We start from the raw sequence: 14,433 nt of genomic DNA on the forward strand, positions 1-14,433 counted from the left end.
TGAAGATTTACTCAAAGAAGGTGTGTTAGGAGGTTGGGGAACAAGCACTAATCATGAAATTAAAGAGAGAAAAAAAGAATTTCTACTCAAGTGGGGATATGGTGATGCTCTAGCTCCTAATTCTTACCCAAAGCCTTTTGCAGTTGACCCCGTCGGTGTTATGACACAAGGGAGTTTTATTACAAGGACTCAGAGGAAATCAGAAGGTACCATTTTTCAACCCGAGCCATTATTTTCTGCTGCTACCTTTGGATTAGCAGCTCTTGATATTATTACGACGACTGGAGCAAGAATTAATGAAGTACTACAAATTCGTAATACGAAAGATTGCTTTATAGTTAAAAACATAACGGACGGTGACAAACAAATAACAAGGTATTTATTTAGAGCAATACCTAAGGGACGTACAGAACCTGAGAATTTTTATTTGTCAGATGAATCTGTGAAAGTTATTCGAGAAGTTCGAAATTTGCTCATCAATCATTATATCGACGGTAAGATTCCTAATGTAAAGTATGGAGGTTTACGAGGTCAACTTATCGACAAAGAATCACCCTACTTGTTTCAATACAGCCATACTGGTCTTAATAGACAAGATCTTACAGCTTGTATGCGATTTTTATTACACGTAATGATTTTTGAAGACCAGGAAAACAATCCGATTATCATTAAACCTCATTTGCTGCGTCACGCGTTTGCAAACCACTTACAATATGCCCCAAAAATGCCAATCGATTTGATTGCTTCTATTTTGCATCAAAAAGATTTTAATACAACAGAATATTACGCTGAGGCAACCGACAGCCAAGTCGCATTAAAGACCCATGAGTTACATCAAATTATGGCTACGTATATTGAAATAAACTCTACAGTTTTACGTGAACCCAATGAATTGCTTCAGGCTCTGGAGAAAGCTAAAAAGAATATCGGTGTTTACACCCAGACTGTGGGAGGTTTATGCTCTGTTGATGCGGTTTGCCCCGTAAAGATGGCTTGCGTTGGTTGTGGAGGGAAAGTTCCTACACCTGAAAAAAAGCATGAGCTAATTGTATATAGAAATTGGGCGGAACAGAGTTTGAAGTTGTGGGAGGAGCAACACCAACCTCTTGAAGCCCAAAAAATGAAGGCCGCGATAAGAGCAGCTGATAAGGAATTACTCGAAATTGAGTTAATTGAGAAATATAAAAAGGATGAACTGTATGAGCCTAAACTCCGAATCCAAGAATAATAAAAATGACCCCCAATGGTTACAGGCTGCGCGTCAAAAACGATCTAGTCGTTCATTAGAGCTTGGAGTAAAAGCAATAAACGAGTTAGTTCGTGAGGCCAAGGAAATCACTTATTCACTTATTGTAAAAAAATCTAAAGAGATAGATCCAGATGGTAAGGGAATACATCAAAATACGATCCGAACTAACCAAGAACTGCATACATACTACGTTCAGCATAGTACTACATATAAAAAGAATTTAGCCTTACAAAATCGTCGTAAAGTGAAAAAAGAGACTACTTCAACAAAGCATTTTTATCATATTAAATTAGAACGTAATCTGAATGATGTCCGTAAACGTTACAGACAGATGACAAAAGAACAGCTAATAGATCAATTGATTTCTGCGGAGCAATTTATTGCTGAACAAATGCAGATTTGGATCTCAGAACAATTTAAGGCTTTTCCGAAATAATTCTTCCGAATTATTGTGAAGAGTTGTTTAACGGAACTAGTCATTCGAGGTACAGAATAGAACACTACAACCCTAAATCATTAATGAGGTGATTTTCATGTGTGGAAGGTTTACGCTCGTGGTCTCAGATCCAGAAGTGTTGATGAATCGGTACGAATTAGAGGATGGCTCTTTCCCAATTCAAGCGAGATATAACATTAGTCCTGGAACAATGATTCCAGCGGTCATCAATGACAATGGAACCAATCGCATTGGATTGTTAAAGTAGGGGTTAGTTCCTTCTTTCTCTAATGATGATAAAGTCGGTAATAAAATGCTAAATGCCCGTGCAGAAACCCTAGTTGATAAACCAAGCTTTCGTCACCTATTACCGAAGAAGAGATGTCTACTCATTGCTGACTCATTCTATGAATGGGCGAATACTGAGAAAGGCAAGACTCCCATGCGATTTATGATGAAAGATGAATCCATATTCTCTTTCGCAGGGTTATATGACACTTGGAAAACTACAGATGGTCGAGTAGTACACAGTTGCACTATCATCACAACCAAGCCTAATTCACTTGTCGCTGAGGTACACGATAGAATGCCAGTAATTATTCCACGCAGTCAGGAGGCGTTGTGGTTAGATCGTAGAGTTACGAATCTGGACCTTCTGCAGTCCGTTCTCCAGCCATTTGATGAAAAATTAATGAAGGTGTACCCAGTCAGGTCTATAGTTGGTAATGTTAAAAACGATGTACCTGAATGTATTGTCCCATTAGCGTGCCACCAACATAATGGAAATTTTGTACGCTAAGCAATTTTTTACATAAATAAAGCAGATTTCCTGTACGTTAAGGAAATCTGCTGATATCGTACTAATTTATAGCTCTTTTCGTAAGAATTTTTGATTTTTTTGAGCTGACAAGAGATTAGATCTTGTCAAGGGTCCGAATGAATGTAGTGACATTGCCCAAACAACAGGCTCCTTGTGGGTTATTAACCTCACATCCACAACGATTAGCTTGAACTTGTTCTTGTATATGGTCAATTGGATGCTGATTTTCCTGAACAGCTTGTATTAAGCGTTCTCTTGTCCATCCAAAGCAGTAGCAAACAGGTACATCCAACGCATCGTCTTTTTGGAACACCGAGACTTTGAGCATATCTTTGCCAAAGGTCTGTTCATCACTAAAATAGACAACTTCGCAAGATGAATTCGTGCAAAAAGCGTAAGTCAATTCAGGGTGAATGGTTTCTAACGCTGTTGATTGAAGCAATGCCTTAATCGTAATCAATTGAATACTTTTGCCCTTTTTTTGACAAACAGGGCATTGAATTGGTGTTGTTGGCTTTTCAAAGGATGTTTGACAACAGCTTTCCATTTTGTATCACTCCTTATGCAGTTTATTAATTCATCACTGTTTCAATAATGGGGCATTCGTAAATATCTTTGTTATCGGGGCATCTTTCTTTAAGATCCACCAGCATTCGTTTAATTCTTTGGAGATCTTCAATTTTACGCTGGATGTCCTCTATCTTTAGAACAGTGAAATCATACATATCGCGGCACTTTACTTCATCTCGATCAACAACACCTAACAATTTGTCGATTTCATTTAATGCGAATCCCAATTCCTGCATGCGTTTAATAAAACTTATACGGTCGGCTGTTTGTTCTGAATAAATTCGGTAGCCTGAACTGGTACGAGAAGGTTCTGCAATTAATCCGATTCGTTCATAATACCGAATAGTTTCTTTGTTAACGTTACATTTATCAGCAAGTTCTCCGATACGAAACTGCATTTGCCTCACCTCACATGTAGTATAAACCCTGTACTTAAGTACAGAGTCAATAGATATTTTTCTCTCTTAGATGGGGGACCACCCACATTTTAACGAAAATATACGCTAAGCAAATTCCATAAAAAAGAAAATGGGCTTTTCTACTCTAAGGAAAAGCCCACTCTGAGTTTTTATTGTAACAACTGGATATTACTGTAAGTTCTTAGTTTCTACTTTTCTCTGATTCATTACTAAAGTTAAAATGAACAAAATCACGCTTAAAAATAATATCATGAGAAACACCTGTTGATAACTTCGAGAAAAGTCACGTATAATACCTGCTAAAACAGGAATAAGTCCACCAATCATATATCCCCCTGACTGCATCATGGCAGTCCATGCACTTGCATCTTCCGGTGTATTTGTTTCATCCAACGGTAACATGAGAGCCAACGGAAATAATCCACCAAGCCCAATTCCAAGTAAAATAGAAGGAATCCATGCTGTAGTCAATGGATATATCATGAGTGACAAACCTATTACCACAAAACACACACTACCTAATAACCAAAATGTTCGATTTTTATAAAAATCCGCTAAAGTTGGAATGACAAAGCTACATACCATTTGAACAAATGTAAAGACGGTAACCAGAGTTCCAGCTTGCTGACTATTTAACCCTACACTTTGAGTTGCTGGAGCAAGCCAAGTGGTAATACAATAAAAAATACCTGATTGTAGTCCAAAAAAGATTGTAAACAACCATACCTTCTTATTTTTTAATGGTAATATATTGTTTTGTTTATTATGTGTTTTTGTAGTTTTATCTAGTCTCATAACGGGATACCAGAAGAGAAGAGCAACAATGGTAAACACACTCCAAAATGCAAGTGCCATATTCCAAGAGTCTTTCAATACATGTTGTAAAGGGATAGTCATCCCTGCGCTTAAGGAAGCACCTGTTCCCATTCCAACTGAATATACTCCTATCATTAAACCAATCTTAGTAGGAAACTTCTCCTTAATAAATCCAGATAGCAATGGACCAGCAACCGCAATACCAATACCAATAAATAGAGAGCTAATAAGCAATGTGAGAACTGAATAAGTAAAAGCTCTCATACATGTTGCAACTCCAATTAAAATCAGACAAGCTAAAATTGCCTTTTCTGTTCCATACTTCTTGTTCACCTTACCTGTAAGTAATGCAAACACACCCATACATAATACGGGAATAGATGTCAGAAAACTAACGGAAAAGTTGCTCATGTTTAAGTCCTGACGAATTGTCTCTAATAAAGGTGAGATTGATGTGATTCCTATACGTAAATTAATAGAAACAAAAAATAATGCCAATATATAGATATAGGTTCGTTTTCTATTTTTCAAATTATATATCTCCTCTCTCAAAACATCAATATTGAGTATATCATCTGATGTTTCAAGGTGTAATTATTTATTTAATCGTTTCAATAGTAACTCTCTTAAACTGTCCGATAGTGCATCCACCTCAATAATTCTTTCTAGTGCTTCTTTATTGTATTTATTGTGGAATTTAACATGATTGACTTGTGAAATCGATACCCTTTTAGGATGCGATGCAACAAGTTGTAAACAATCACTTGCCGACACACTACCTTCTTGTAGCACTCGACATAGGAAACCGGTATATCCTGTTTGTTGCATTTCAAACGCTAGATTAGGAACGTCGTATTTTTTAGCAAGCTTATAACATGGATTCCTTGGCTCGGAAACCTGTATGACTGCTTCTCCGAAAGCGAAGATATCCCCAATATGAACCTTTTCTTCAGTCAAACCGTATACCGTGATATTTTCTCCAAAGAGTGAATCATCTATCATGTTATGGATTATATTGCTCCAATAGGCGTAACGATTATAAGAATACACACACAAAGCTTTATCTTTTCCGCCATGTTCTTTATAGGCTTGTTCATCTCCAATTAAACCTATTTTCGTTAAAAAAATCCTTCCTTGGACAGGACGCTTTCTTATCGCTGTTGAAATAACAGTTTTTCCATAGCTTAGATTTTCAACTTTGCCAATATTGATGGACTTTACTTGAAAAATAGTTTCTGACATTTTCTATCTCCCTTCATAATTCATAATATCATCTGATGTTTTTAGTCGTTATTAAAGGAGCTTATTTCAGCTCCAAATTTTGAATAGCGTATGTTTGTGCTTCTTCTGCATTTTGATTTAAAATAGCCTGGAACAATTTTTCGTGAATAACAGAGTTGTCTTGATAGTTATTTGTATTTAATATCAATTGGGTTAGGATGTGACGAAGAACGGGTACAAATGATTGATACAAATCCAACAGAACTTGGTTCTTACTCGCTTTTGCAATAGATAGATGAAATTGAATATCTGCATCTATATATTCTAAATAATTTCCCTCGTGAAGAGCGTTCTTCCTCTTATTTAAATATCCTTTTAGGAGTAAAAGGTCATCCTCATCGCGGCGTTTTGCAGCCAGCATAGCTACTTCTTTATCTAACATATTTCTTGCTTCATACACATGGTCTATATTGGCATCTTGTAACCGTTTTTCAAATGAATCTTGTACCATACTTAGTGATACAATACGAGTACCGTTTCCTTGCCGAACCTCTAGTATGCCGGCATGTACTAAGATTTTTATACTTTCTCGTAGCGTCGAACGTCCTACGCCTAGCTCTTCCATTAATTGTGGCTCTGTAGGAAGTCGATCGCCTACTGCGTACTCACCAGAAAAAATTTTTTCTTGTAGACGTTCTAAGACCTCATCCACTAACTTCCTATGAGAAACTTTCGAAAAAGACTTTTTTGAGTTTGTATTCATCTGCTCATCTCCTGTTTTATTCGTTTTTATGATAACCAATTTAAGTTACTTTGACAATGTCATAAAGGCATTAAGAGAAATGGGTAGAATTGAAAAAACTATCTTTATTCTAGATTATCTTTCAGATAAAACGTTACGTAGAAAAGTTCAACGAGGATTAAACAAAGGGGAAGCAATGAATTCACTAGCAAGAGCAATATTTTTTGGGAAACACGGAGAATTCCGTGAACGTGCTCTCCAAGACCAATTGCAACGAGCAAGTGCATTAAGTATTCTCATTAATGCCATCATTATATGGAACACCGTATATTTAAGTAAAGCTGTAGAAATGTTAAGAAGTACGCATGGGTTTAACGAAGAACTATTAAAACATATCTCACCACTAGGATGGGAGCATATCAACTTTTTAGGTGAGTACCGATTTAATATGAAAGATACAACAACGTTAGAATGTCTTCGTCCTTTACAACAAGTTTAAAAATAAGAGTCGGATTTTTTCTTAGAGTAGAAAATCCGGCTCATTTTATGTCGAAATTTGCTTAGAGTATATTTTCGTTAAAATGTGGGTGGGACCCCTAGATTAAAAAGAATTCATTACCGAAAACGAACGTTTTTGGGGCTTTGTGAAGAGCTGAATAACCACTTCTATAGACACGACGTTTACAGGTAATTTTGTTATACATTTTGTTTTTAGCCAAGATAAGAAAAGGTTATTGCAATTCTGTTAGACATTTAATAAAAAAAGCTGTCAGCAGGAAGGATGCATCGCTTTCGGGTGAAAAGCTGTTTGAATGCAGGCTTTTCATTTAATGTCTCGCAACGCGCTTTTAACCTATATACTCAAAATCACGTTCAATACTTTAAAATGAAGGAATAAAGATATAGAATGGTAGTTCGTATATGAGGAAATAAATTAACAGAACGATGGATTATGTACAATAAGTCAAAAAGCTTAAGTAAAAAATGAAATGTCTCAAAAAGAAAATGTACTTTTTGACATGGCCACGAAACAAAGAGGGCTAGAAATTAGTTGTTGACAAACTTTAATGACAGGGATACTATGACAAAGTCAATAATAAGTCCTCGTTAGGTGAGGCTCCTATACAAACATAGGCCATTGCCCGGAAATATCGAAAGATGCCAATGGGTAGAACAGGAACTGCCGGACTAAGGCTTTTCTTAAGATGGCTAAGGATTTTTCCTTTACGTTGTATAGTGCCAAAGCTCTGCTAGGGGGAGATAAAGTGGTGTTGTTTCGTGCGCTTATCTAACCCTCTATGTACTCGGAGGGTTTTTTATATTTTGAAAGGGGGGAACATTTTTATGGATAGTAGTCCAAGTAGTCCAAGTAGTCGAATGTATAACGATATATATCCTGTTCAGAGAACTAATCGGCCTTGCGACGCTCCTACATGTTTCCCATACCTTATTATCATTCGTCTTTTTTCTTAGGACGACTGTATGTAAGTATGCTTATTTGACATGCTCGCGTAACACGGTCGTTTCCGATTCCTCGGCTCTCTCTGATTACAGGGAGAGCTTTTTTGTTGGTTCTTCGAGGGTAAGGAAAATATTTTATGCGGAAATCTATACCGCCGATTCGTTACATGCGAAAGGATGAATAAACATGTTGAGAATTTATAAAACTGATGTTACCGGAAAAATAAAAGAACTCGATCAATTTGAAAAAGGGTGCTGGATACATCTTACCAATCCCGCTGAACAAGAAAAGCAAAAATTGGTCAGCGATTTGAATATTGACCTTGACTTTCTGCAGGATGCCCTTGATGACGAAGAAATTGGGCGTATCGACAAAGACGGAAATCGAGTTATACTCTTTGTGGAAATACCCGTTTCCACAAAAGAAGGTATGAAGGATATCTATACTACTGTTCCGCTGGGTATCATGGTTATGGAGGATTATTTCTTAACCGTTTGCCTAGAAGAAACGGCAGTCATGAATGAGTTAGTCCAAGGTAAGATGAAAAATTTTCATACTCATATGAGATCGCGTTTTGTTCTGCAAATTCTATCTAGTACCTCTCTTTATTATTTGCAGTACTTGAAAAGAATCAACAAGCAAATGGAAACCCTTGAAAAATCCTTGCGGCAATCAATGAAAAACAATGAACTGCTTACCTTGCTTGAATTGCAGAAAAGCCTTGTCTATTTTTCGACGTCCTTAGAGACGAACAGTCTACTGATTTCACGGCTTTGGAGCGGTAGTTATCTGAAAATGTACGATGATGATAAGGAACTGCTTGAAGAGGTAAGAATCGAAACCAAACAAGCTATCAAAATGACGGAAATATATACCGCAATTTTAGGAAGCATTATGAACGGTTTCGGCTCCATCATTTCCAACAATCTGAATCAAGTAGTTAAGTTGCTTACCTCGATCACCATCGTCATCACATTACCTATGGTGATCGGTACCTATTACGGTATGAACGTCGAGCTTCCTTTGCAGGATCACCCGCAGGCATTCAATATCATTATGATAACCTCTGCAACAATTACGACAGTCACAGCACTCCTGTTCTGGAGAAAGAAGTACTTTTAATTTCTAAGCAGAATTTTAATTAAACGGAGGGAGGAGCGACAGTTAAATGATAAGAAAAGAAGGATGGTACTATCTTTTAATGTTGCTTGTTCTGATCACAGGTTTAGGAAGTTCATGGTACTTATATACCCTGGGGATGGTGTCGTAACGTTAAATCGTTACACATCATCAGAATCTGAGTCATTACGCTCATGGGTTCGATAGTTTAGGCTGCCGAAAGGCAGCCTATTTCTTTCTTGGAGATCAATCTTTGCAGCAACTTTGAAGTCTCGTTGTTCCATCTAAGAAATTTTACACGTCGACCATTGCTACCCTTGCAAAACGCATTCGCTTCCCTTAAAAGTCCCCTGGAGTACCAGTCTCCGAGTGTCAGTCCAATATCTTCGGACACACGTCCTCCCGACTCAAATAGGTACGTATTGGCACTACTCTGACTTGTCGCGGCATGTGCCTCTTTTGCAAATACGGTCAAAGGTAAATGTATTTTATTGTTGCGATCAAAAACAATAACCGGGAAACCGTGCAAAGTATCTGACGGCCTCCTGACAACCCTGTACGGCTTACTCAGCAAATACCATTCTTCCTTTACGCAAGATATCCTTCAATGGAGAATAAAAAAACTACCAGTTTATAGAAACTGGTAGTGCATCATTTACATATTGAAAAAACCATTGTCAGCTGGTTTCAAAGTATTAGGCAATTAGAGTTGCATTGATCATTCTGTAGCTGCTCTTCTCATCGGCAGCCCACGATGGCACTAACCCCCATCTCAACTGACCCATACGTCGCTTACCGCGATCAGCAATAATCGCTGGAATGAACTGACCCGGTGCAATATTGTACCGTAGCTTTGCATTAAATGGAATGACTTCGATTTGGAACCGTTCCTTCCATTTTTCCAAGTTCGTTACGAGAGTAAAACGGCCGCACATGCTTTTCCCCTCACATCCTTCCATACTGGACGTCTGCTTTTTTCTCTTCTATTTTACTGTTTCACCCTGCGTGTCATTTCAAACCTTTTATGCGTGTGAAGTAAGTGGAAAACGAAAATGTTCTCTCTCCATTTTTAACGAAGGACGAACAAATAAGACATCCTCTGTCGTGGTCATCAATGCAGACTGGATTTTTTCACTCTCACTATCCGGCATAAAATGAAAATGAATGATCGTTGTCTCAGCCGATATCAAGTGAGAAGTGACCGCTTCTATATCAACTGCTTTTTTACTTACGAGATCAAATACATGCAGCTGGTCATCTTCTTGTTCAAATAGGACAATCACATCCTCCTCTTCGACATAATAGATCGCATCCCGAAAAACGAGAAGAAAGTAAAACATCAACAGATGCTCGCTATCCTTGACGCCAAATCTCGATGAAACGGGGATTCGTTCGGCAGCAAATTCCTTCATGACGATAAAATCAGCCTCGTTATCAACATCCAGCTTGCGCAAGGCCGATTTTTGTCCTACTTGCTTTTTCAAATCGGATGCCAATATGTGAAAGCTACTTTCCTGTACTCTCTCAAATCCGAATTTCGGATAAAAATCGAGGACAGTTTCGTTGGCAAACAAATAAATAAAATCGTATTCCATCTCACATGTCTGGAGGATATGGTTCATCAATTTCGCTGCCAATCCTTGATTGCGATAATCCGGATGCGTCATGACCGTTCCGATCTGAAGTGCCTTATAGTCCTTACCGTTGGATGTCACGACCATCTTACTTGCAGAAGCGTTGGCAATGACCTGATCCCGATCCATATAGGAATAGCAGACATAGTTATCATTCCAAAAGCCCTTGTTATACCATTCTTTAAAATCGAGCTGAAAGACCTGCGTGGCGAGGTCATTAAAGCTTTCCCTGTATTTTTCGATCTGCTTGTAGTCGCTAATCAATTGATAGTCACCCATGTGAAAACCTCCCATTTGATTGTTTGTACATTTGGTAATCATCCATTTCTTTTCAGCAATCCCTTCCTTCAAATAAAAAAGACCACAAGAAGAATTCTCTTCTCATGGTCAAATTTATCGTTGTAATGAAGATACCTATCCCGAACAGAATAGATATCGTGCACAAACGTGAAATTTGTTTTGATGAGATATAATGCCTTCTAATCGCTTTTGAAAAAAGGTACAAAAAAATAAACCAAGGGCACGCCCTTCATTTGACCTTTTCCCATATAAAATTCATTAGAATTTTACTTAGCGATTGTCAGTTTCATCATACTCAGTCAAAACCTCTTTTCACGTTAGATATCTTTACTATATTTGAACTTCCATAGTTTGTAAATGTGCAATTCATTTCTTTTCGTTGTGTAAGTATCGTTATACAAAAAAGCCATTTTCTTATATAATTACAAATACTCCCTTCGCATACAGGAAGGGAACACCGTTTTCAAAATGGACCTCGAGGGGGGTGTACCAATGGCGAATGCTCTCAATTTGCCACATACCGCAGCGGCTCATGCAAAGCCTAGAAATAGTAAGGCGATACTTTGCATGAGGTGGTCTCTCGTTTAATCGATTCATCGCCTTCATTTGCGTATCTCATTTCCTATTTCTTGGCTTTGCCCCTTATTTGCCTATCTATAAATAAGGAGCGAGCAGAAATGAAATGTGTGAAAGCAAATTTAATCCTTCCTGAAACGTTACTGGCAGAAATTCAAAAGTACGTGCAAGGAGAAACCATTTATATCCCAAAGACAAAAGTAACACACCAAAAATGGGGGACACGCACAGGCGGAAGAAAACTCCTGGATGAGCGAAATACGGCTATTAAAAGCAGCTTTCGGGCCGGAACGTCTATTTCCCAGTTAGCGGAGGAATACTTTTTGTCTACAGAGACGATTAAAAAAATCGTATATACCAAATAGACGTTAATAAAGCACTGACGACCTTTTCATTCAGGTTGTCAGTGCTTTTTTATGGCGAGTATTTTTGCTAAATGTCTTACCCCTTTCTCCCCGCTTGTAAACACACTAAAGTAAAGAAGAACCCACCTAACAAGACAGAAACAGGAGGAACCGAAAGATGGAACCTTTTATCCATACGCATCAATTTCACTTCATAAAATCACGCGTTCAAGCGATCATGAACGCCTATGCCACCAGTACAGATGCCAACGTCATTCGTGCTCGCAAAGAAATCGCCCATGAAGAAATCTTTCAGTTGTTCCCGAACATAACGGAGGAACAAAAAGAGATTTTGCATCCGATTGACTCGATTAAAGAAAAAGCAGAAGGAAAGCAGTTTTTGCATCAACTTTCACCGTTTGTGATTCCATTTCCTGAACTCGCAGAGTCGTCCATTAAGAAGCTCTTTCCAAAAGTAAAGAAGCTGAAAGTCTCAAATTTAGCTGAGATCAATTTTTCAGAAATCTCATATGTAAGCTGGCTAGACACTGCGACGGAAAAGAAATACATTGTTGCCTACCACGAAGGAAAACTGATTGGCATTCACGGACAGTTTACAAACGTAAACAAAAAAGGCGTCTGTGCGATCTGTAATCGCCTTGAGGAACTCGGCATGTTCGTCCTTGAAGCCAAAGTATCTGGGGATGGAACGTATTTGAAAAAAGGAAACTACATTTGCCAAGACAGTGTGACGTGCAATCAAAATATCATTGCGTTAGATAAGCTAAACGATTTTATTGCACTGATGGTGAAATAAATCTGTTGACCAAAATGAAAACGGCCGCCGGGTCTCCATGCCAGGGGGCCTTTCATGCTTTACTTGATCGCGTTCAGACTCTCTTCCAAACGATCCCACGTTTGGGTGATACCCTCTAGCATGCCCATGTCCACAACTGTCTTAAGTGCTTATGCGGACACATATTCACTACGGCTAACCAGCTTCGTCTTGCCGCCCAAATCGATGAATTCCATCGTGACCTATGAGGTACGCTCTTTCAAAAACGCAGCGACAAGACAATCGTTAGTGATTGATCAATAACTAGTGGCTATTATTTATTTCATTGAAGTACGATTCTGCAAATGCTGGATCGTTGCCGTTATCCCCTCCTCGAACTTCGTCGCTGGGATTGGTCCAATTAGTCGTTTATATTTTTCTCCGCTTAAGATCAACGGTTTTTCGGTTAAGTACAGCATCTCAACAACCTCCTTCATCACTGGGACGAGCATGCCCAACAAAGACAAACCAATTTTCCCAAGAGGAATGACAGGTTTCACAGTGCCACTAGCTTTTTGGGCGATTCGGACGATGTCTCGACCGGAAATGATGCCTCCACCTGGAATGTGCCAGTTTTGTCCATAAGCAAACTCCCGGCTGGCCAACTCTACAATCATCTTCGCCGCATCCGGCAAATAAACAAACTCGCGAGGAACATGCATATTTCCAATGAAAAACCCCGGTTTTCCATCCGCAATTGCCTCAAGTGTGGAACCCAAATACGATGCTTGATTAGCAGTAGGTCCGTAATAATCCGGTAATCTGACAATCATCGTTCGCACATGATCCCAGCGGCTGCTAAACAGCATCTGTTCAAATTCAAACCTGATTTTTCCTTTCTTCGTATGCGGTTGCTTTGTGTGCTCCTCCGGTACTGGATCCATTTGCTTTCTCCCGTACGGATAAATGCCGTCTACCGCAACAACCTTCAAACCTCTCTTGTTGGCGGCTTCCATGATGGCTTCGCCAAGAGGGATCAGCTTATTTACCATCTCGTGATACGGGACGTTTGCACAATGGAATAGTACATCCGCTCCTTCCGATGCAGCTACAATGTCTTGAGATCGGAATGCATCCCCGACGGCCAGTGACAAATGTGCGGGATTCCCCAATTGTGAGGCCATTTGTTCTAGCTTTTGTCGAGAACGCCCAAAAGCAATCGTTTCAATTCCTCGCTTGATAAGCTCCTCCAAAATTACCGCACCCGTTCCGCCTGTTGCCCCGACTACAATTGCTTTTTTCATTCGTATCATCTCCACTTGTTTGATTTGTGATTGATCAATCACTAACTAATTTGAACTATAACGCCTTAGTTAGTGATTAGTCAATAACTAATTGTCAAAATTTTTCTCCACTACACCTCCATCAATTCTGGCATGTCCAAAGCCACTGAAATGTTACACAGCATTCCTCTTGCCAGGAAAACAAGCGTTCTCTCTTCGGAACTCGCGATGCCCGCTTCACGAAAAGCTGTTAGGACGATTTGACGAACCTCCCGAAATCCTTTGCGCATTTCCTCTCGAATCGCAGGCTCTTGTATCGTCTGAGACTGCATTTGAAGAAGCATCTCATTTTGATGGGAAGCCAAAATTCTTTCATATGCCTTGATTAAATCCTTTTCCAATTGCTCTTTTGATGCGGACTCCACAACGAGACGGAAAGAGTCAATAATCCGCTCCCACGAAGCCTCCAAGGCTGCCTGTAACAGAGCTTCCTTCGATGCAAAAAACTTGAAAATATACGGCTGTGAGATCTTCGCTCGCTCTGCAACCTGCGCAGTTGTTGCCCGGAAATATCCGATTTCAGCAAAGACTTCAATGGCAGCTGAAATGATTTCCGTTTTACGATTGACCGACGTCATTGCAAGATCGCCTCCCTTTTTTAGTGATT

General features: G+C 39.0%; 15 protein-coding genes, 4 pseudogenes and 1 riboswitch. Of the genes and pseudogenes, 8 read left to right on the top strand and 11 right to left on the bottom strand.

All coding sequences use genetic code 11. The features are described from left to right. The first annotated feature begins 22 nt into the window (after positions 1–22). From ACFYU8_RS05590 to ACFYU8_RS05605, 4 genes and pseudogenes are all read left to right on the top strand, one after another. Positions 23–1,228 carry a site-specific integrase gene (locus ACFYU8_RS05590; protein WP_390295048.1) on the top strand — a complete coding sequence of 402 codons (1,206 nt, stop codon included), beginning with the start codon at positions 23–25 and terminating at the stop codon, positions 1,226–1,228. Beyond that, complete coding sequence (locus tag ACFYU8_RS05595) at positions 1,200–1,685, top strand: hypothetical protein (RefSeq protein WP_390295046.1); 486 nt, start codon at positions 1,200–1,202, stop codon at positions 1,683–1,685. Before ACFYU8_RS05590 ends, ACFYU8_RS05595 begins: the two co-directional genes overlap by 29 nt. Before the next feature lie 97 nt (positions 1,686–1,782). Next, positions 1,783–1,953: an SOS response-associated peptidase family protein gene (locus ACFYU8_RS05600; RefSeq protein ID WP_390295044.1), complete on the top strand. Its 171-nt coding sequence runs from the start codon at positions 1,783–1,785 to the stop codon at positions 1,951–1,953. A 12-nt stretch (positions 1,954–1,965) separates the two neighbouring features. Further along, positions 1,966–2,484: pseudogene (locus ACFYU8_RS05605) on the top strand (SOS response-associated peptidase); the annotation flags it as partial. Positions 2,485–2,599: 115 nt separating this feature from the next. Here the strand turns inward: ACFYU8_RS05605 and ACFYU8_RS05610 are convergent. From ACFYU8_RS05610 to ACFYU8_RS05630, 5 genes are all read right to left on the bottom strand, one after another. Next, positions 2,600–3,052 (bottom strand): putative iron-sulfur cluster-binding metallochaperone, encoded by a 453-nt coding sequence (locus tag ACFYU8_RS05610; RefSeq protein ID WP_390295042.1) that lies wholly within the window; start codon positions 3,050–3,052, stop codon positions 2,600–2,602. Positions 3,053–3,077: 25 nt separating this feature from the next. Then, positions 3,078–3,473 (bottom strand): mercury resistance transcriptional regulator MerR1, encoded by a 396-nt coding sequence (merR1, locus tag ACFYU8_RS05615; RefSeq protein WP_390295039.1) that lies wholly within the window; start codon positions 3,471–3,473, stop codon positions 3,078–3,080. A gap of 189 nt (positions 3,474–3,662) precedes the next feature. Further along, positions 3,663–4,841 carry an MFS transporter gene (locus tag ACFYU8_RS05620; protein WP_390295037.1) on the bottom strand — a complete coding sequence of 393 codons (1,179 nt, stop codon included), beginning with the start codon at positions 4,839–4,841 and terminating at the stop codon, positions 3,663–3,665. 63 nt (positions 4,842–4,904) lie between these two features. Beyond that, positions 4,905–5,552, bottom strand: a complete 648-nt coding sequence (locus tag ACFYU8_RS05625; RefSeq protein WP_390295035.1) for an MOSC domain-containing protein — start codon at positions 5,550–5,552, stop codon at positions 4,905–4,907. Positions 5,553–5,613: 61 nt separating this feature from the next. Further along, on the bottom strand, positions 5,614–6,294 hold the full coding sequence (locus tag ACFYU8_RS05630; RefSeq protein ID WP_390295033.1) for a FadR/GntR family transcriptional regulator: 681 nt from the start codon (positions 6,292–6,294) through the stop codon (positions 5,614–5,616). Between the two features lie 52 nt (positions 6,295–6,346). Between ACFYU8_RS05630 and ACFYU8_RS05635 the strand changes: the two are divergent. Further along, positions 6,347–6,772: pseudogene (locus tag ACFYU8_RS05635) on the top strand (Tn3 family transposase); the annotation flags it as partial. Between the two features lie 254 nt (positions 6,773–7,026). Here the strand turns inward: ACFYU8_RS05635 and ACFYU8_RS05640 are convergent. Beyond that, a pseudogene (locus ACFYU8_RS05640) lies at positions 7,027–7,110 on the bottom strand (SOS response-associated peptidase family protein); the annotation flags it as partial. A 259-nt stretch (positions 7,111–7,369) separates the two neighbouring features. Next, positions 7,370–7,537, top strand: a riboswitch (M-box (ykoK) riboswitch). A gap of 384 nt (positions 7,538–7,921) precedes the next feature. Between ACFYU8_RS05640 and ACFYU8_RS05645 the strand changes: the two are divergent. Next, positions 7,922–8,857, top strand: a complete 936-nt coding sequence (locus tag ACFYU8_RS05645; RefSeq protein WP_390295031.1) for a magnesium transporter CorA family protein — start codon at positions 7,922–7,924, stop codon at positions 8,855–8,857. Between the two features lie 692 nt (positions 8,858–9,549). Here ACFYU8_RS05645 and ACFYU8_RS05650 read toward each other — a convergent pair. Together ACFYU8_RS05650 and ACFYU8_RS05655 are read right to left on the bottom strand one after the other, a co-directional pair. Then, the gene (locus ACFYU8_RS05650) at positions 9,550–9,813 is read right to left on the bottom strand and encodes an SOS response-associated peptidase family protein (RefSeq protein ID WP_391365458.1); all 264 of its coding nucleotides are present in this window, start codon (positions 9,811–9,813) and stop codon (positions 9,550–9,552) included. 63 nt (positions 9,814–9,876) lie between these two features. Beyond that, positions 9,877–10,767, bottom strand: coding sequence for a GNAT family N-acetyltransferase (locus ACFYU8_RS05655; protein ID WP_390295027.1), 891 nt, complete (start codon positions 10,765–10,767; stop codon positions 9,877–9,879). A gap of 698 nt (positions 10,768–11,465) precedes the next feature. Here ACFYU8_RS05655 and ACFYU8_RS05660 point away from each other — a divergent pair. Together ACFYU8_RS05660 and ACFYU8_RS05665 are read left to right on the top strand one after the other, a co-directional pair. Continuing rightward, positions 11,466–11,729 (top strand): CD3324 family protein, encoded by a 264-nt coding sequence (locus ACFYU8_RS05660; protein ID WP_390295025.1) that lies wholly within the window; start codon positions 11,466–11,468, stop codon positions 11,727–11,729. A 157-nt stretch (positions 11,730–11,886) separates the two neighbouring features. Then, positions 11,887–12,525 (top strand): FusB/FusC family EF-G-binding protein, encoded by a 639-nt coding sequence (locus ACFYU8_RS05665; RefSeq protein WP_390295023.1) that lies wholly within the window; start codon positions 11,887–11,889, stop codon positions 12,523–12,525. A 59-nt stretch (positions 12,526–12,584) separates the two neighbouring features. On the opposite strand, the pseudogene ACFYU8_RS05670 reads toward ACFYU8_RS05665, so the two are convergent. The 3 genes and pseudogenes from ACFYU8_RS05670 to ACFYU8_RS05680 form a co-directional block, all read right to left on the bottom strand. Next, a pseudogene (locus ACFYU8_RS05670) lies at positions 12,585–12,746 on the bottom strand (SRPBCC domain-containing protein); the annotation flags it as partial. Positions 12,747–12,821: 75 nt separating this feature from the next. Continuing rightward, a complete protein-coding gene (locus ACFYU8_RS05675) occupies positions 12,822–13,787 on the bottom strand; it encodes an SDR family NAD(P)-dependent oxidoreductase (RefSeq protein ID WP_390295021.1) in 966 nt (321 codons plus the stop codon). Between the two features lie 110 nt (positions 13,788–13,897). Beyond that, positions 13,898–14,404 carry a TetR/AcrR family transcriptional regulator gene (locus tag ACFYU8_RS05680; RefSeq protein WP_390295019.1) on the bottom strand — a complete coding sequence of 169 codons (507 nt, stop codon included), beginning with the start codon at positions 14,402–14,404 and terminating at the stop codon, positions 13,898–13,900. Positions 14,405–14,433 lie beyond the last annotated feature (29 nt).

Source organism: Brevibacillus sp. NPDC003359 (genome assembly GCF_042878995.1).
In the GTDB taxonomy this organism is placed as follows: Bacteria; Bacillota; Bacilli; order Brevibacillales; family Brevibacillaceae; genus Brevibacillus.

Coding starts and splice junctions, on each gene's coding strand:
- ACFYU8_RS05595 (WP_390295046.1), top strand. CDS start 1,200: ATGAGCCTAAACTCCGAATCCAAGAATAATAAAAATGACCCCCAATGG.
- ACFYU8_RS05680 (WP_390295019.1), bottom strand. CDS start 14,404: ATGACGTCGGTCAATCGTAAAACGGAAATCATTTCAGCTGCCATTGAA.
- ACFYU8_RS05625 (WP_390295035.1), bottom strand. CDS start 5,552: ATGTCAGAAACTATTTTTCAAGTAAAGTCCATCAATATTGGCAAAGTT.
- ACFYU8_RS05675 (WP_390295021.1), bottom strand. CDS start 13,787: ATGAAAAAAGCAATTGTAGTCGGGGCAACAGGCGGAACGGGTGCGGTA.
- ACFYU8_RS05600 (WP_390295044.1), top strand. CDS start 1,783: ATGTGTGGAAGGTTTACGCTCGTGGTCTCAGATCCAGAAGTGTTGATG.
- ACFYU8_RS05655 (WP_390295027.1), bottom strand. CDS start 10,767: ATGGGTGACTATCAATTGATTAGCGACTACAAGCAGATCGAAAAATAC.
- ACFYU8_RS05650 (WP_391365458.1), bottom strand. CDS start 9,813: ATGGAAGGATGTGAGGGGAAAAGCATGTGCGGCCGTTTTACTCTCGTA.
- merR1 (WP_390295039.1), bottom strand. CDS start 3,473: ATGCAGTTTCGTATCGGAGAACTTGCTGATAAATGTAACGTTAACAAA.
- ACFYU8_RS05610 (WP_390295042.1), bottom strand. CDS start 3,052: ATGGAAAGCTGTTGTCAAACATCCTTTGAAAAGCCAACAACACCAATT.
- ACFYU8_RS05665 (WP_390295023.1), top strand. CDS start 11,887: ATGGAACCTTTTATCCATACGCATCAATTTCACTTCATAAAATCACGC.
- ACFYU8_RS05630 (WP_390295033.1), bottom strand. CDS start 6,294: ATGAATACAAACTCAAAAAAGTCTTTTTCGAAAGTTTCTCATAGGAAG.
- ACFYU8_RS05660 (WP_390295025.1), top strand. CDS start 11,466: ATGAAATGTGTGAAAGCAAATTTAATCCTTCCTGAAACGTTACTGGCA.
- ACFYU8_RS05645 (WP_390295031.1), top strand. CDS start 7,922: ATGTTGAGAATTTATAAAACTGATGTTACCGGAAAAATAAAAGAACTC.